General features: G+C 39.5%; 15 protein-coding genes. 1 reads left to right on the top strand and 14 read right to left on the bottom strand.

The window, feature by feature from the left end; translation table 11 throughout:
* Positions 1-63: 63 nt before the first annotated feature.
* From A5875_RS02670 to A5875_RS02630, 9 genes are all read right to left on the bottom strand, one after another.
* Entirely contained in the window at positions 64-702 is a 639-nt protein-coding gene (locus tag A5875_RS02670; protein ID WP_088932172.1) for a bifunctional 4-hydroxy-2-oxoglutarate aldolase/2-dehydro-3-deoxy-phosphogluconate aldolase, read from the bottom strand.
* Between the two features lie 27 nt (positions 703-729).
* A complete protein-coding gene (gene uxuA / locus A5875_RS02665) occupies positions 730-1,797 on the bottom strand; it encodes a mannonate dehydratase (RefSeq protein ID WP_088932171.1) in 1,068 nt (355 codons plus the stop codon).
* A 21-nt stretch (positions 1,798-1,818) separates the two neighbouring features.
* The gene (locus A5875_RS02660) at positions 1,819-2,262 is read right to left on the bottom strand and encodes a PTS sugar transporter subunit IIA (RefSeq protein ID WP_088932170.1); all 444 of its coding nucleotides are present in this window, start codon (positions 2,260-2,262) and stop codon (positions 1,819-1,821) included.
* 17 nt (positions 2,263-2,279) lie between these two features.
* A complete protein-coding gene (locus A5875_RS02655) occupies positions 2,280-3,152 on the bottom strand; it encodes a hypothetical protein (protein ID WP_088932169.1) in 873 nt (290 codons plus the stop codon).
* 34 nt (positions 3,153-3,186) lie between these two features.
* Positions 3,187-3,693, bottom strand: a complete 507-nt coding sequence (locus A5875_RS02650; protein ID WP_088932168.1) for a PTS system mannose/fructose/N-acetylgalactosamine-transporter subunit IIB — start codon at positions 3,691-3,693, stop codon at positions 3,187-3,189.
* Between the two features lie 21 nt (positions 3,694-3,714).
* Entirely contained in the window at positions 3,715-4,587 is an 873-nt protein-coding gene (locus A5875_RS02645; RefSeq protein WP_088932167.1) for a PTS system mannose/fructose/sorbose family transporter subunit IID, read from the bottom strand.
* A 25-nt stretch (positions 4,588-4,612) separates the two neighbouring features.
* Complete coding sequence (locus tag A5875_RS02640; protein ID WP_088932166.1) at positions 4,613-5,455, bottom strand: PTS mannose/fructose/sorbose/N-acetylgalactosamine transporter subunit IIC; 843 nt, start codon at positions 5,453-5,455, stop codon at positions 4,613-4,615.
* A 117-nt stretch (positions 5,456-5,572) separates the two neighbouring features.
* A complete protein-coding gene (locus tag A5875_RS02635) occupies positions 5,573-6,676 on the bottom strand; it encodes an iron-containing alcohol dehydrogenase family protein (RefSeq protein WP_088932165.1) in 1,104 nt (367 codons plus the stop codon).
* Positions 6,677-6,690: 14 nt separating this feature from the next.
* Complete coding sequence (locus tag A5875_RS02630; RefSeq protein ID WP_176244604.1) at positions 6,691-7,689, bottom strand: D-isomer specific 2-hydroxyacid dehydrogenase family protein; 999 nt, start codon at positions 7,687-7,689, stop codon at positions 6,691-6,693.
* A gap of 296 nt (positions 7,690-7,985) precedes the next feature.
* Here A5875_RS02630 and A5875_RS02625 point away from each other — a divergent pair, with 296 nt between their 5' ends.
* Entirely contained in the window at positions 7,986-8,846 is an 861-nt protein-coding gene (locus tag A5875_RS02625) for a MurR/RpiR family transcriptional regulator (RefSeq protein ID WP_088932164.1), read from the top strand.
* A 218-nt stretch (positions 8,847-9,064) separates the two neighbouring features.
* Here the strand turns inward: A5875_RS02625 and trhA are convergent, their stop codons facing one another.
* The 5 genes from trhA to A5875_RS02600 form a co-directional block, all read right to left on the bottom strand.
* Positions 9,065-9,730, bottom strand: coding sequence for a PAQR family membrane homeostasis protein TrhA (gene trhA, locus A5875_RS02620; RefSeq protein ID WP_088932163.1), 666 nt, complete (start codon positions 9,728-9,730; stop codon positions 9,065-9,067).
* Between the two features lie 22 nt (positions 9,731-9,752).
* Positions 9,753-10,697, bottom strand: a complete 945-nt coding sequence (locus tag A5875_RS02615) for a DUF4097 family beta strand repeat-containing protein (RefSeq protein ID WP_176244603.1) — start codon at positions 10,695-10,697, stop codon at positions 9,753-9,755.
* A 71-nt stretch (positions 10,698-10,768) separates the two neighbouring features.
* Positions 10,769-11,443 (bottom strand): TetR/AcrR family transcriptional regulator, encoded by a 675-nt coding sequence (locus A5875_RS02610; protein WP_088932161.1) that lies wholly within the window; start codon positions 11,441-11,443, stop codon positions 10,769-10,771.
* Positions 11,444-11,578: 135 nt separating this feature from the next.
* A complete protein-coding gene (locus tag A5875_RS02605; protein ID WP_088932160.1) occupies positions 11,579-12,214 on the bottom strand; it encodes a YczE/YyaS/YitT family protein in 636 nt (211 codons plus the stop codon).
* The gene (locus A5875_RS02600) at positions 12,207-14,102 is read right to left on the bottom strand and encodes a BglG family transcription antiterminator (protein ID WP_088932159.1); all 1,896 of its coding nucleotides are present in this window, start codon (positions 14,100-14,102) and stop codon (positions 12,207-12,209) included. Before A5875_RS02600 ends, A5875_RS02605 begins: the two co-directional genes overlap by 8 nt.
* Positions 14,103-14,132 lie beyond the last annotated feature (30 nt).

Below are 14,132 nucleotides of genomic sequence, written 5' to 3'. Positions count from 1 at the left end.
CATTCATACTTTGTTCCTCTGTTAAAGAACTCAGCATGAATGTTTCTTTGTTTTAAGTTACAATTATTGGATTTGCTCGACCAATGACTTGAGAATCTGATTCATCTTCACTCCATTATCCTCTTTGATTATTTTTTCAGAGAGAATAAAGGAACCGCCGACACCTAATACATGTGGATTCTCTAGATACTCGACAAAGTTTTCCTCATTGATCCCGCCAGTCGGTAAGAATTTTATGTCATAAAAAGGACCGCTCAGTGCATTGATCGCTTTTAATCCTCCATAAATATCGGCCGGGAAAAATTTCACAACGTTGATTCCGTAATCTGCTGCTAGTTGAATATCTCTTGGTGTCGCAGTTCCAGGAAAAACTGGGACATCTTGTTCTAAGCAATACTCGATTACATCAGGAACAACTGCTGGAGAAACAACAAATTGCGCACCATTTTCAATAGCAATTTTAGCTTCTGCTAATGTTCGGACAGTCCCCGCTCCCACCATCAATTTACCGGATGCTGATAATTGCTTGATCGCCTCTGCAGCCAATTCACTGCGAAATGTCACTTCGATCGTCGGCACCTTGTTCTCCAATAAAATCTCTTCAACTTTCGTCAAATAGCTTAAATCAGTTGCCGTGTATAGTGGCAATAATTTTGTTTGCGTTAGCTGTTCATAGACTTTATGCTTCATATTTACTGGCATCTTTTCACTCACCTTCTACGCAATCTTTTAGTTTTTGCTTTTAGTAATGGCTTCATGCAGCCCTTGCATATAGGTAATTCCCATCGCTCGATCGTATAAACCGTAGCCCGGTCTTGCGACTTCACCCCAAAGCGTCCGGCCATGGTCTGGACGAATCACTCCATCGAAGCCAACCTCCACTAAAGCTTCCATGATTGCGTACATATCTAATGAACCTTCCGTAGATAAATGCGCAGTTTCTTTAAACTTGCGATAGTCTAAGAATTCCACATTGCGGAAGTGAACAAAGTTGATGCGATCACCAATCGCATGAACGATCTCTACCATGTCATTATCAGGATCCGCGCCTAATGCTCCGGTACATAACGTAACGCCATTGTATGGTGAATCAACCATATTGATAATTCGCTGCAAATCTGACAAATTCTTCGTGATCCGCGGGAAGCCAAAAATTTCCCAAGGCGGATCATCCGGATGAATTCCCATTTTAACATCCGTTTCTTCACAAACCGGAATGATTTTTTCAAGGAAGTACTGCAGGTTATCAAACAAGTCGTCTTCGGTTACACCATCGTACATTTCAACCAATGAATTGAACTTGTTCAAGCGTTCTTCTTCCCAGCCAGATAATTGGAAGCCTTTTGATTGGCTGCTGATTAATTTATACATGTCGCCAGGTTCCATATTGTCTACTACGGCTTGATCGTACAACAGTGCGAAACTACCATCTTCATTTTCATAATTAAGGGTCGTTTTCGCCCAGCCGAAAATCGGTTTGAAGCTGTAACAAATTAAATTAACACCACACGCAGATAGATTTCTGATCGTTTGAATATAGTTGTCGATGTAATGATCCCGCTCGGAAGTACCGGCTTTGATCGCATCATGAATCGCAACACTTTCAATGCCTAGTAATTCCAATTTTTCCTTTTCGATTGACTCTTTGAGTTCGCGGATCTCAGAAACTTCCCAAACATCGCCTGGCATTTTGTTCAACAAAGTACCGACTACGCCGTTGATTCCTGGGATCTGTCTCACATGATTTAAAGGAATGGAGTCGCCTTTCTCTCCATACCATCTAAAGCCCCATTTCATTAATTTTAGTCTCCTAACTATTTAAAAGTCATCTTCATCGTCATCTTCTTCAATTGCTGAAGCATGCCAAATATCTAAACTATCGGCACCTTGGGCCATTATTGCTGGTGCGGCCTGTTCAACTGGTGTACTCAAAATTTGATGATTAATCGTTTCTAATAGCATCGGCAAGTTTACTCCGCCGATCACATATACGTTTGCCTGAAGCTCTGGATCTAAACCATTAGTGATCAATAGTGATTGATTGTACGGACTTGCACTTACTAAATCCGTTAAAATAATCACGCCAGCTTTCTGATCAACCTCTTTGACAGCTGATTCAATTTTTTTACCTAGTTCTTGGACATCATCTCCGGAATTTAAATTGACTGTTGCGATATTATTTGTTACGCCGACGATAACTTCGGCGGCATCCTTCAAGCCATCACTTAATTTTCCGTGTGTGGCAATTACGATTCCTAACATATGCCCCTCCATTTCTCTCACTGAAACAAGCTTGTCACAGTGGCAATATTTTCCATGTTCAACTGTTTTTCTTTTAAATCAGCTGGATTTAAATAAAAACCTGTATGTTCTTGATCTTTTCTTGCGCTAAAAAGATAACTTACCTTTTGATCAGCCGCTTGATAGTCCACGTTGCCATTGATTTTGCTGCTGTTTGGCGATTCACCAATTAGATGCAGCGGTGCTGAGGCGCCAACACTGTCCAAATAATAGATTTTGCAGTGATTCTTGACTTGATCTTGCAGTTCGTCCAAACCTTTATTGCCATAGCTGCCCTCATCTAAAAAAGCATAGGCGATATTTTTTTGCTTGTTTTCCGCGATCATTTTCAGCATCGCCAATATCGATGACGTATTGCGAACCAGCGTTTTTCGATTGGACAGCCCTTTGGTGACTTTACCCAGCAAGGCAAAATAGGCTGCGTAAATCGCCACGATCCCTAATGTACCAATGGAGTTCAATTGGAACGAGTTAGGGGAAAGGCGCATATAAATCAACGTACCGATGATTCCCAACAGAATCGCAACTATCGTACTCGCCAAAATGAATCTGGTCGTCTTTTTGGCTTGATCCTTACGATCAAACAGCTGATAAGAACCGAAACTCTCAGGAGGAGTATCATAGAAGGTGCAAATCACGCGATCCGCTTGTTTGATATTACCAACATAGACATTTCGAGCAGCGTATTTCTTTTGCTGGTTGTATTCAATGACCCGCACATCTTCTCGCATTTTAGCAATATCTGTTACCAACGCAGCGAGGAATCTTTTTTTGCTTTTTTCTGTCCGACGCAGCCGGTAAACATATTGGTAACGGAATAACCAATCTTTGAATCCCTCTGTTTGCTCCATCTATACTCTCTCCTGTTCTTTCAGTTAGTAAATCTTACAGACCGAATTGTTTTAATACATCTTTTAAACTAGATTTTGGTGCCGATGGCGTTGCTTGGAAGTAGATATCTTCGACGCCATAATTTTCATTCATATCCTTTAATTTTTCCGCATCGTCTTTATTCAAATAAACAGATTTCGTCACTAGTAAATCTTTGTCTGGATCCTTTTGGGCGATTCCGCCGATGTTTAATTCCTTCATTGGTACACCATGTTTTACCAAATCGTAAATAACACTGACTGTTTTGGTGATCAAAATGCAGTTATATTCTTTAAAGTTGAATTCATCCCAGTAGAATTTGGCTTTTTCCGGAGTGATCACGATTGTTTTCTGACCCGTTCGACTACCGGCATTCTTATACAAATCACGCATAAATTTATCTTTAGCTACTACTTCGTCTACTACGAAAATTGAGTTCACACCGCTTTTTTGTGATAAAGTCATCATTACTTGTCCGTGGATCAAACGTTCATCCACTCGAGCTAAATTAATTACGCCCATTTAACACACATCCTTTTCTAATTATAAGATTCCGATTCCGGCTAAAACGATTAAAATCAAGGTCAGCCAGAGTAGTGCTTGGGTTACTTTTAAGCCTTTTTTCGTGTAGAACCAATACACACCCATTACGACTGCCAACGGTAAAATTCCTGGTACGATCTGATCGAGAATTTCTTGAATAACGAACTTCCGTCCCGAGATCGCAAACTTCAGTGTCGATTCGACTTTTACATAGTTTCCTGCCAAAATTCCCATCATGAACAAACCTAATACGGAAAGAGCTTCGATTGCCGTTTGGACTCCAGTGCTTTGCATCAAACCAGTGGCATTTCGTCCCATCGTAAATGATTGTCTAGCAAAGAAAACACCTAGTGCTGCTTGATAGATAGCGAAGAAAACAAATGGGAACAACGCACCTAATGCACTACCTTGTTGCGCCCAAGGAACAGCGATTGCAATGAAAATATATTGAACAGTCCCTGAGTCGATCGCATCCCCAATTCCGGCTAAGGCTCCCATCAAACCAGCTTTCGTATTGTACATTAAGTCATCTTGCATTAAGATTTCTTTGTTCTCATACTCTTCTTGTGCCCGCTGCTGCTCCATAGATGACATCAAACCAGTGATAACACCGCCGCCCCAGCTCAACTGGGTATTGAAAAATAGTAGCTGGCGTTTATAAGCAGCTCTCAAGGAGTCATCGTCCTTGTATAATTTCTTCAAAATCGGCATCATGGCATAAAGCAGGGATGGTGCCAAGTAACGTTCAAATGAATGAGGAATCTCATTTGCAAAATGCCATCTGAGATAGGCTTTCGTAACATCTTTACTGGTAATTTCTTCAGGCGCTAAACTTTTATTAGCCGCTGCTTGATTATTTGATACTTCAGTCATTGTTTTTTCCTCCTAATTTAGTCCTTTAAAATCCGTCATCATAATCATCGTCATCATCAAAGGAGGCACTAGAGCTCGTTCCTGCCGATTCGGCTGCTGGAGTTCCACCTTTGCCCTTTTGCGATTGAACAAAGATCAACGCGATTAAGATTCCAAAAATCGCATAAGTTACCATGGTAATTTCAAGGGATTTCAATACTACACTCATGAAATAAGCAAGGAAGAAAAAGACCATATAATCTTTTCGTCCAATTACATATACCGTTGTTGCGATACCGATAGCAGCTAAACCGCCACCGACTACTTCAAGAATATGAATGACGACCGTTCCTTCTAACGCATTAATGACATCTGCAATAATTGGCGCACCTAAGTAAAGGGCAATAAATACTAGTGGTACAAATAGAACAAATGAAGCGATCGTTGGATATAAAATAATTGAACGTTTCATTGCTTTGGCATTCAAATCCTCAACAGCCTTGTCCGTATACTTTCCTAGGAATGTATTAATGAAGAAACGGAATTGATACAAATAGCTGCCTAAAAGTCCAACTGGCACGGCAACTGCAATCGCCGCTTCTGGTTTCAAATTTCCTAACAACGCTACTGGAACAGCAATCGCTGCTGCAATTGACGGTTCCGCCGGCATTGATCCACCTGGTGAGAAAACCCCCATATAGATCATTTGCAAAGCGGCAGTAACGATCATCGCCTGAGCAACATCTCCCATAATAATCCCTACAACTAAACCAGTCATAAGCGGGGAAAAACGCAAGGTCAGGGTTGCCCCTCCTCCTAGCCATCTCGACATTACCGCAGCGACCCATAAAGCAATCAGCAGGCTCTGCATTACACTTAAAGTATCCATAATTTCCTCCTATTTCGTATTGATGTTTTATAAACAAAAATAATTTTATTTCCCATCGGATGTGTCACTTCACTAAGGTATCTTACTTTTGTCTCTGCAAAATACTGGAACTGACTTTTACTCTTGATTAATATACTTTTCTAACTCAAAGATTGACTCCTTCAATAAATCGACTGTAATTGGAATCGGCAGCAGATGAACTTTTTCCTTTGAATCGACAAATGTCACGATTTGATCGATGACTGTTTCATCTGCTGGGAAAAGCTTCATTTGCTCTAGCGACATTGGCAAATTCAACTCTTGATAAAATGGCAATAACGCATCAATTTGGTCCCATTTCTTTTCAACCGCCAGCTGATAGAAAATCCCATAAGCAACCTTTTCTCCATGCAGGAAATCATGACTCTTTGGAATATATTTGCTCATCCCATCATGCATCGCATGAGCAATCGCGTTTCTCGCGTACTTGTCACCCAATCCGCCGACCAAGCCGGCAACCGCAAAGACAATTTCAGATAAATGAATAAATTCTTCTGTTGCGTTTCCTGCCTGCATATCTTGGATTGCTTTGGCTGAATTGTTCAAAATCGCATCTTTGCAAAGTTCGGAAGTATAGCCTGCCAGCTGTAAGAACGGTTCATTTATCAAATGTTCCTGCTGTAAAATAGCATCCGACTCATACCATTTGGCGATCGTATCCGCTAGACCAGCGACAAAATAGTTTACAGGTGCATCAACCACGAGTTCGGGATCTGTAATGAAAAAGACCGCTTGTCGTAAGAAATGTTCGCTCTTTCCTTCAGACTCGCCACTTTCCTTGTACATTACCGAAAGCGGAGTCCAAGGTGCGCAATTGCTAGCCAGTGTCGGGATCACTCCGAAATTCACATTCAACGTATGAGCGGCATAGCCGACTAGGTCTGACAGTTTTCCGCCGCCAACACCAATAATGAAATCAATCTGATTGTCATTTACCACTTTAGCAATTCGCTCGGCACCATAATAGCTGCACTCGCCAGTGTATTGTAGAAAATGAAAGTTATAATCTGCTTGATTTAAAAAGGTGAGAAAAGGTTTGGCCTTTTCAAATGAAATCTGACCATGAACAATCAGCACGTTTTTCGCTGAAAATTCTTGCAACACATCTGGTACAAAATCGATCGCACCAATATGGTATCGATAAAACTGTGGGCCAACTTTAACCTTTAAATCGGTTAACATCTTTGCTCTCCTTCCTAACTTACTAATTTGCTTTCAGCTTGAACGGAGCGCTCAGGAATTTTTCCAGCTACCACATCTTCAACATCCCGCAGACATTTTGCACCCATTTCCTGTAAACATTCCATCGTGTACGCCGAAGTGTGAGGCGTCATCACGACATTGCTGAAAGCTAGATAAGGATGATCTTTTCGTCCCGGCTCTTCTTCTAAAACGTCCGTCGCCAATCCGGCAATTTTGCCAGATTTTAAAGCGCTGACAATTGCTTCTTCATCAAGTAGTGCCCCACGAGCACTATTGGAAAGATAAACATTATCCTTCATCTGAGCTATTTCTTCCGTAGAGATCATGTGATAGTTTTCTTCATTTAAACTGGCACAAAGACAGATAATGTCTGCTTCTTTCAATAATTGCGGTAAATCAACTTTTTTAGCTCCATAGCTTTCCACATGCAACGCCGATTTATAAGGATCATATGCTAAAACATTGCAGCGAAATCCGTTTCGTAATGTTTCTACAACACAGCTGCCGGTATTTCCAACGCCGATTACGCCGACGGTTTTATTGAATAGAGTTCGACCGACAAAATTGGCCCGATCCTCCCAACTATCATTTTTTACGCTTAAATCTGCTTCGACGGTTTTTCTTAAAAGTGCCAACAAATTCGTGATGTTGTTTTCAGCAACCGCATCTCGTTCCACTAAAGCTGGAATGATCGAAACGATTGTATCGTGCTCACGAGCGGCTTCAATATCAATATTGTTATATCCAATACCGTGTCTGGTAATTAAAATAAGTTCATCCTTATGCTCAAAAAATTCCTTCGTAAAAAATGGTGTGACACTTGCAATAATGATATTGTAGCCTGCTAACAATTCTGCTAACTCACGTCCGCCGATCTCTCCATCGACTGTAAATGAACGAACCTCACCGATTTTTTCAAGCCGTTCCAATTGATCGTGAAAAATTTTGCCGAAACTACTTGAGTTTACTATCGCAATTTTGTATGTTCCCATCACTAAAGCTCCTTTTAGTCTTGTTTGATCCTTCATGACTGACAAATTCACTTCTATTACAACTTAACCTACTACTCTCCGATCTGATCCGCCTCCTTCTTTTGCTTTAATCACCCGTCATCCATTTTGACCAATTTCATAGAAACCGATTTCTGATAACGCATTCAAACTTATACTCTTATTATACAAAAAAATATTTTTTTGTAAACAATAAAAATAAAAAATATTTTTGTTGATTTTTTTTTCGTTTACTAGTATCTTAAGAATAACAACCACTAAAAGATGGAGGGATACAGATGTCTAGCCCTATTCACTTGCAAATTAAGTCGATGTATAATGACTTCAGCCCCAAAGAACAAGCGATTGCTGATTATATACTAGAAAATCCCAGTAAGGTTAGTCACAGCTCTATCAGTGATCTTTCTGCTGAATTAGGTATTGCTGACTCGACTTTTTTTCAATTCACTAAAACTTTAGGCTTTAATGGCTTCAAAGATTTTAAAATGGCCTTATTGAAACAAGAAAACGACCTGACTGCTATCACTATCCATGAAAATGTGCAAAAAGATGATTCTGAATTAGTGATGGCGCAAAAAGTTTTCGATTCGAATGTATCCACTTTGACCGATACAAAAAAACTATTAAAGGAAACAGATTTGAAGAAAGCAGTGAAGATGATCTCCGACTCTCGACGGCTCTATTTTTTTGGTGTCGGCGGATCTGAGATTGTAGCAACTGATGCTTACCATAAGTTTCTGCGTTCACCTATCCCGGTTGGACACAGCACAGATTATCACCTTCAATTGATGGAGGCTTCTTTACTCACTGAAGAAGATTGTGCGATGTTCATCTCGCATTCGGGAAAATCAAAAGAAACCATTCATATCGCCGAAGCCGCGAAAAAAAATGGGGCAAAGGTAATCGTGATGACCAGCCAAATCAACTCTCCTCTAGCTAAATTAGGGGATGTGGTCTTCATTTCTATCTCTGAAGAAATCGAATTTCGTTCGGAAGCTTTAGCATCACGAATCGCTCAATTGAGTATCATCGATTCGCTTTATGTGATTCTAATGTTCCATAATCGTGAGAACGCACAAGACACCATTTCAAAAGTAAGAGAAGTTATTCAAGGCCTAAAGGAAAGTAAAACTGATTGATTTTAAATATGTAATATTCACTTCTGACTTGTTGATTAAATGAGTCAGATTTTTTTGTTTAATTTGAGTCATAACCGCTTCTATAAGCTTAGTCTACTCTTTTCTGTCTTTCTTCATTGACTCAAACAGCCCCTTTTTTCTTAGCAATTGTAAGAAAAAAGAACTAAGGGCGAATAGCCCTTAGTTCCAAAATCGATAAATTAGTTTTCTTTAACAACTTACAAAACATATTGGAAAATCATATAGTAATGACAAGCGGCACCGGCCAAAACAAAGAGGTGAAACAATTCATGATTGCCAAAAGCCGGAAAGTGAAATTGACATTTCTTAGAAGCGTAAACGACGGCCCCCACCGTGTAGAGAACGCCGCCTATAAACAACCAAACAATTGCTGCAAAGGGCAGATTTTGGGCAAGCGGCTTGATCAAAAATACGATCCCCCACCCCATGATTACATAAATAATAGCGCTGAATCCTTTTGAGTCTTTAAACCAGAATATTTTTCCGATGATTCCGACTAAGGCTAGTGACCAGATCAGAATCAAACTGATCCAGCCAATTAAGCCATCCAAACAAAGCAGGCAAATCGGCGTATAGCTTCCTGCGATCAGACAAAAGACCATTGAATGATCAATCTTCCTCAGGATTCGATGGACTTTTGGTGAAATATAGAAAATATGAAAAATAGTCGACGCTGAAAAAAGTAAAATCAAACTGGCGCCATAAATACAAAAGGAAACTAATTGAATCGGTGCCGCTCCTTTTCTAACAGATAACAAAATCAATAGAACTGTCCCGCCAATCGACAATAACGCGCCCCACAAATGCAATAAACCACTGGTTATGCTCTCAGCACTACAATAGAATCTCCTCGTTTCTTTCATGCCTCATCCCTCCTATAAAAAACTAATTCACATTGATATCACCGTTTCTGGTTTCTACATTAATTCGTGGTACGGAGCTTTTAGTTCCTTCTGTTAAATCATCCCTTTGATTTTTTATTTTTCCTTCCTTGGTTTTTAAACTTAATTGAGCTTTTTTAGAATCCGGTAAGTTTAGTGTGACCGTTCCGTTTTTTGAGAATGCTGATACATCGTCGGTTAACTTCTTGATTTTTAGTGTCATACTTCCTTCACCGCTAGCTGTGAACTCACCGTTGCCGGAGAAATCAGAAAGTGTTAACTCTCCACTTTTTGTTTCATAGTTTACTTGCCCCTGTATTTTCTTTAATTCGGTATCCGCACTCGTTGTCTGCAGCTCCATTTTTTTAACATCAACATCTTGTAAGTTGATTGGTCCACTGGTGCTTTTGATTTTAATTTTATTTTTGGCAATTAAGGTACTGCTGGAAATCACTCCGCTCGTCGAAGTCAGTGTAATCGTATTTGCTGCTAAGTCATTGCTAGAAATTTTGCCACTCGTGGTATCTAATGAAACAGACGCCAAAGCTTGATTTGAAAGAGTCGTTTCAACTTTTCCGCTGGTAGAATGAATTTCTAACTCGCCTGAATAATCCTTTGGCACAGACAAAACCATCTTACTTTTAAAACTCGATCCGATCGGTCTTTTTCCTTCTTTGATTGCTACTGCATGATTGTTTTGGGATATCTTTGAGTAATATTTGCGTTTATCCCTGCTCATATATTCCTTCAGAACAATCTTTTTGCTCTTAGAATTTTGAATCAGCAGATCGTCTGCATCATAATCTAGTGAAATATTAGAAACTGAATCAATCGAAATTGACTCCGTATTAACGAGCTTCATCTCCTCGTCAGAGCCGCAGGCAGTCAAGCCAACGATTATTGAAATCCCCCCTAATAAACAATAAAACAGCTGTTTGCGAACTTTCATCTTTATTTCCTCCTTGTTAATTGAACCGTTCATTCAATTTCTTCTTTTAAGAAAAACAGAGCTGTGCTCTGTTAGGCTTGATAAGCATGCAGTAATAAATCTAAACAAACTTCTTTTGCTTTTTCTGGTGAGATGTCTGTTTCCGTTTCAAACGCGTCATATCTAACGTGCATTCCCCACCAGGCTAGGCTTTCTACTATTGCCCTGGTCGTATAAAAAGTGTTTTCCACTTTACGAAATTCATTTTTTTCAATATACAGATCAACGTACTGCTGAACTTGAGCAAAAAAACGTTTGCGATAATCACGATAATAATGAGCGAGCTCCGGCAGATCCGCCTCATTGTGCTCGATGATCAAACAGCTGACTGCATAATTTGCGATTACGTCAAAGGCATCAGATAACATCTCTTCCAAGGAATAATCCGCCGCCTGATCCTTCAGATGAGTATCAAAATCTTGCTGATTTTTCTCAAAAGTCGCCTTGATCTCCTCTTCTAAATGATCAAAAATACCAGAGGCACCTGAAGTAACTGGGAATTGCCTTTCATGATCAAAAAATCCTGGATTGACCGCTTCCTTCAAAATAAAGCTGAGAATGTCCTTTTTCCCACTAAAATACTGATAGATCATCCCGGTAGATAGCCCGATTTCTCTGGCAATATCGCGTACTTGCGTTCGTGCAAAGCCTTTATTGATAAACAATCGACTCGCTGCTTCATAAATTAAATCTAAACGATTCTTCAAAAATATCACCTCAGCCATTAATTGAACGGTTCGTTCAATTTTAGTTTACTCGCTTTTTTTCTATTCGTCAAAACATTTTCTGTTTTTGGCAGTAAAAAAGAATGTACTTTGAGTACATTCTCTACATCTATCGTATCATTCTGTTAATCGTTTCTTCTTTTGGCGAGACCAGAAAGATTTTAATTTAATATTTTCCAAAATCGAAATATCCGCTTGAATCATTGGCCCTAATAGGAAAATCGCAAAGGCTGTCCCTAAACCAAACGAACCTCCAAGTAAAACACCGCTGATAACAATAATCAAATCTAATAAAACCCGACCTTTTTGTAAAGAGATGTGCAAAAGGTCGCAGATACAAAACATCATTCCTTCCAAAGGTCCTGAACCTAATTCTCCAGATAAATAAAGAGCGGTTCCCACCGCCATGATAAAAAAGCCCAATAATGAAGCAAAGATATTATTCTGGAGCACGTCAATTGATTGGAGGGTTGGAGCAATTCGATTAATCGTCTCACCAACTAATAAAGTATTGATGATACTGCCTGCTCCCAACATGCTGCGCTTATAAAAAAAGGTAACCAGTAAAAATACTATACTGATTAATTGGCTCCAACGGCCAAACGGAATCGTTGAATGATTCATTAAACCTAGAATCAATGTACTAACTGAGTCAAAGCCCTGATCAGCGACCACGATTATCTCGATTCCGATTCCCATCAGGATCGTACCGAGAAACACTGGGATTATACGAATTAAAAAATTTTTACTCATCGGCTTCTACCATAGACTTGAGTCGTAAAATAAACTCGTCATAATCTTCACTCATACTTAGTTGTTTTGTATTGATCGGCTCAGAAACAATCTCGATGAAGGTTTCAAAAAAATTATTGAATTCATTAGCTTCATTTTTATTGATCGCAATGTAAGCAATTAGTTTGATCGTATGATCTGCCCAAACTAGCGGTTCTTGTAAGGTCATGATGGCAACACCGCTTCTCTGTGCCTCTAATTCAACCGAGTGAGGAACAGCAATTCCAGATGGAAAACTTGTTGGAGACATCCGCTCACGTTTTTCTACTCTTTCGAAAAACTGATCATCTACAAAATCTTCCTCAATCATCCGTTGATTGATTTGTTTACGGATTTCAAAAGGTTCCAAGCCAGCAGGATCAATCTGATTAAAGTACAGCTCCGGCAAAATAAATTTTTCAATGGCTTGATACATGCGGCGTTTTTCCCGCTGTGATTTTAAAGAATTGATTCGTTTTTCGATTTTTTTGACATCCTTGTTGGTTAAAAATGGATGGATAAAGACTGAACCAGCATATTCAGAAGCCGTCTCACGATCTGTCGTCAACAATAGATCGTAATTGCCCTTGGCTGCTTTCCATTTTTCCGTAACTAAGAGATTGATAGTTTCCCCGAAGCGTTCTTCGATCTGCTTGCTCAAATTTTCTGCGATATCATGGTAGTCGTTCACAATCAGTTGGATTGTGACTTGATTGCGAAAGTGTTTTTGTGTTTCAAGAAAAGAACCAATATGTAAAGCAATGAAGGAAATCTCGTCATCATTGAACCAAATGTCTAAACGATCTTGAATCAACGAAGAGATATACACTGCTAAATCATAGGTTAATGGATAGGCTGTTTTCAGATCCAGTAAGCTGCTGTTGCGTGTGAAGGTTTCGTAATGGGAGCGATAATACAAGCTTTGTAAATGAATCGCCAGCTTATTGAAAAATTCTTCATCGTGCAATTCGACTAAGTATGTCTGCTCCACTTCTGTTAAAACATCCTGCAGGGCGGTGATGATTTTCTGATTTACAAAATTAGAGAGCTGCTGACTATTTTCACTCATTAAAGTTTCATTTTGCATGCCGATAAATAATAAGGACAATTGCTCCAACTCTGCATGAGAAAAATGAATGTCATATTGCTGAGCTAATTTATTACTAATTTCTTCAGCAATCAAGAACTCTGCATTTCTTTGTGCAGAATCTCTATTAAGGCTCTTTTTTAAACTATGACCTTGTCGAATACGCTCGATACTAATAGCAAAGTGTAGGACGATATTATTTAATGAGTATTGATTGATCTGGATATTACGATCAGACAAGACATCCTGGATCGTCTGCTGCAGCTTCTCTAACGAAATGTAGCCGATCATTTGCTGAATACTAGCTTTTAGTTTTTCCTGCAGATCACTCTCATTGTATAAAAGTGAAATGAGATAGCGGCGCTTGGCCCGCTCTGGACCGGTTAACTTAATGTATTCTTGTTCAAAAATGATTTGAATCGCTTCATTTGTGATCTCTTTTTTTAATTGTTGAATATCGTTTTTCAAGGTGGATTCGGAAATAAAAAGTTTTTCAGCCAACTCGTAAAAATCCACACCTTCAGAGGAATGCTTCAAAAGCTCTAAAAAAATTCGAGATTTCCGATCTTCCGTTCCACCTACAGGCAATTTTACTTCTGCGTTCAGTTGATAGCCCAAATGGCTGGTTGAAATGAGTTCTGGTTGATTTTGATTGATCTTAGCTACGCGATTGCGAATCGTACGGGTCGTGCACTTACTAAATTCTGCCAGTTCATCCGAGGTCACCCAGCGTTTCTTCTTGCTTAAATAGTCAATCAGCTCTTTTTCTTTTTTAGTCAGCATCTTCGCACCTCCATTCAAAGAAAAGTTGAT

Source organism: Enterococcus sp. 3H8_DIV0648, from assembly GCF_002140655.1.
Classification (GTDB): Bacteria; Bacillota; Bacilli; order Lactobacillales; family Enterococcaceae; genus Enterococcus_A; species Enterococcus_A hulanensis.
This window is presented reverse-complemented; position numbering and strand designations above follow the sequence as displayed.

What these genes read in the sequence shown, in the direction of transcription:
- A5875_RS02625 (WP_088932164.1), top strand. Translation starts at nt 7,986, where the DNA reads ATGTCTAGCCCTATTCACTTGCAAATTAAGTCGATGTATAATGACTTC.
- A5875_RS02600 (WP_088932159.1), bottom strand. Translation starts at nt 14,102, where the DNA reads ATGCTGACTAAAAAAGAAAAAGAGCTGATTGACTATTTAAGCAAGAAG.
- A5875_RS02630 (WP_176244604.1), bottom strand. Translation starts at nt 7,689, where the DNA reads ATGGGAACATACAAAATTGCGATAGTAAACTCAAGTAGTTTCGGCAAA.
- A5875_RS02655 (WP_088932169.1), bottom strand. Translation starts at nt 3,152, where the DNA reads ATGGAGCAAACAGAGGGATTCAAAGATTGGTTATTCCGTTACCAATAT.
- A5875_RS02605 (WP_088932160.1), bottom strand. Translation starts at nt 12,214, where the DNA reads ATGAGTAAAAATTTTTTAATTCGTATAATCCCAGTGTTTCTCGGTACG.
- A5875_RS02650 (WP_088932168.1), bottom strand. Translation starts at nt 3,693, where the DNA reads ATGGGCGTAATTAATTTAGCTCGAGTGGATGAACGTTTGATCCACGGA.
- A5875_RS02660 (WP_088932170.1), bottom strand. Translation starts at nt 2,262, where the DNA reads ATGTTAGGAATCGTAATTGCCACACACGGAAAATTAAGTGATGGCTTG.
- A5875_RS02670 (WP_088932172.1), bottom strand. Translation starts at nt 702, where the DNA reads ATGCCAGTAAATATGAAGCATAAAGTCTATGAACAGCTAACGCAAACA.
- A5875_RS02635 (WP_088932165.1), bottom strand. Translation starts at nt 6,676, where the DNA reads ATGTTAACCGATTTAAAGGTTAAAGTTGGCCCACAGTTTTATCGATAC.
- trhA (WP_088932163.1), bottom strand. Translation starts at nt 9,730, where the DNA reads ATGAAAGAAACGAGGAGATTCTATTGTAGTGCTGAGAGCATAACCAGT.
- uxuA (WP_088932171.1), bottom strand. Translation starts at nt 1,797, where the DNA reads ATGAAATGGGGCTTTAGATGGTATGGAGAGAAAGGCGACTCCATTCCT.
- A5875_RS02645 (WP_088932167.1), bottom strand. Translation starts at nt 4,587, where the DNA reads ATGACTGAAGTATCAAATAATCAAGCAGCGGCTAATAAAAGTTTAGCG.
- A5875_RS02615 (WP_176244603.1), bottom strand. Translation starts at nt 10,697, where the DNA reads ATGAAAGTTCGCAAACAGCTGTTTTATTGTTTATTAGGGGGGATTTCA.
- A5875_RS02640 (WP_088932166.1), bottom strand. Translation starts at nt 5,455, where the DNA reads ATGGATACTTTAAGTGTAATGCAGAGCCTGCTGATTGCTTTATGGGTC.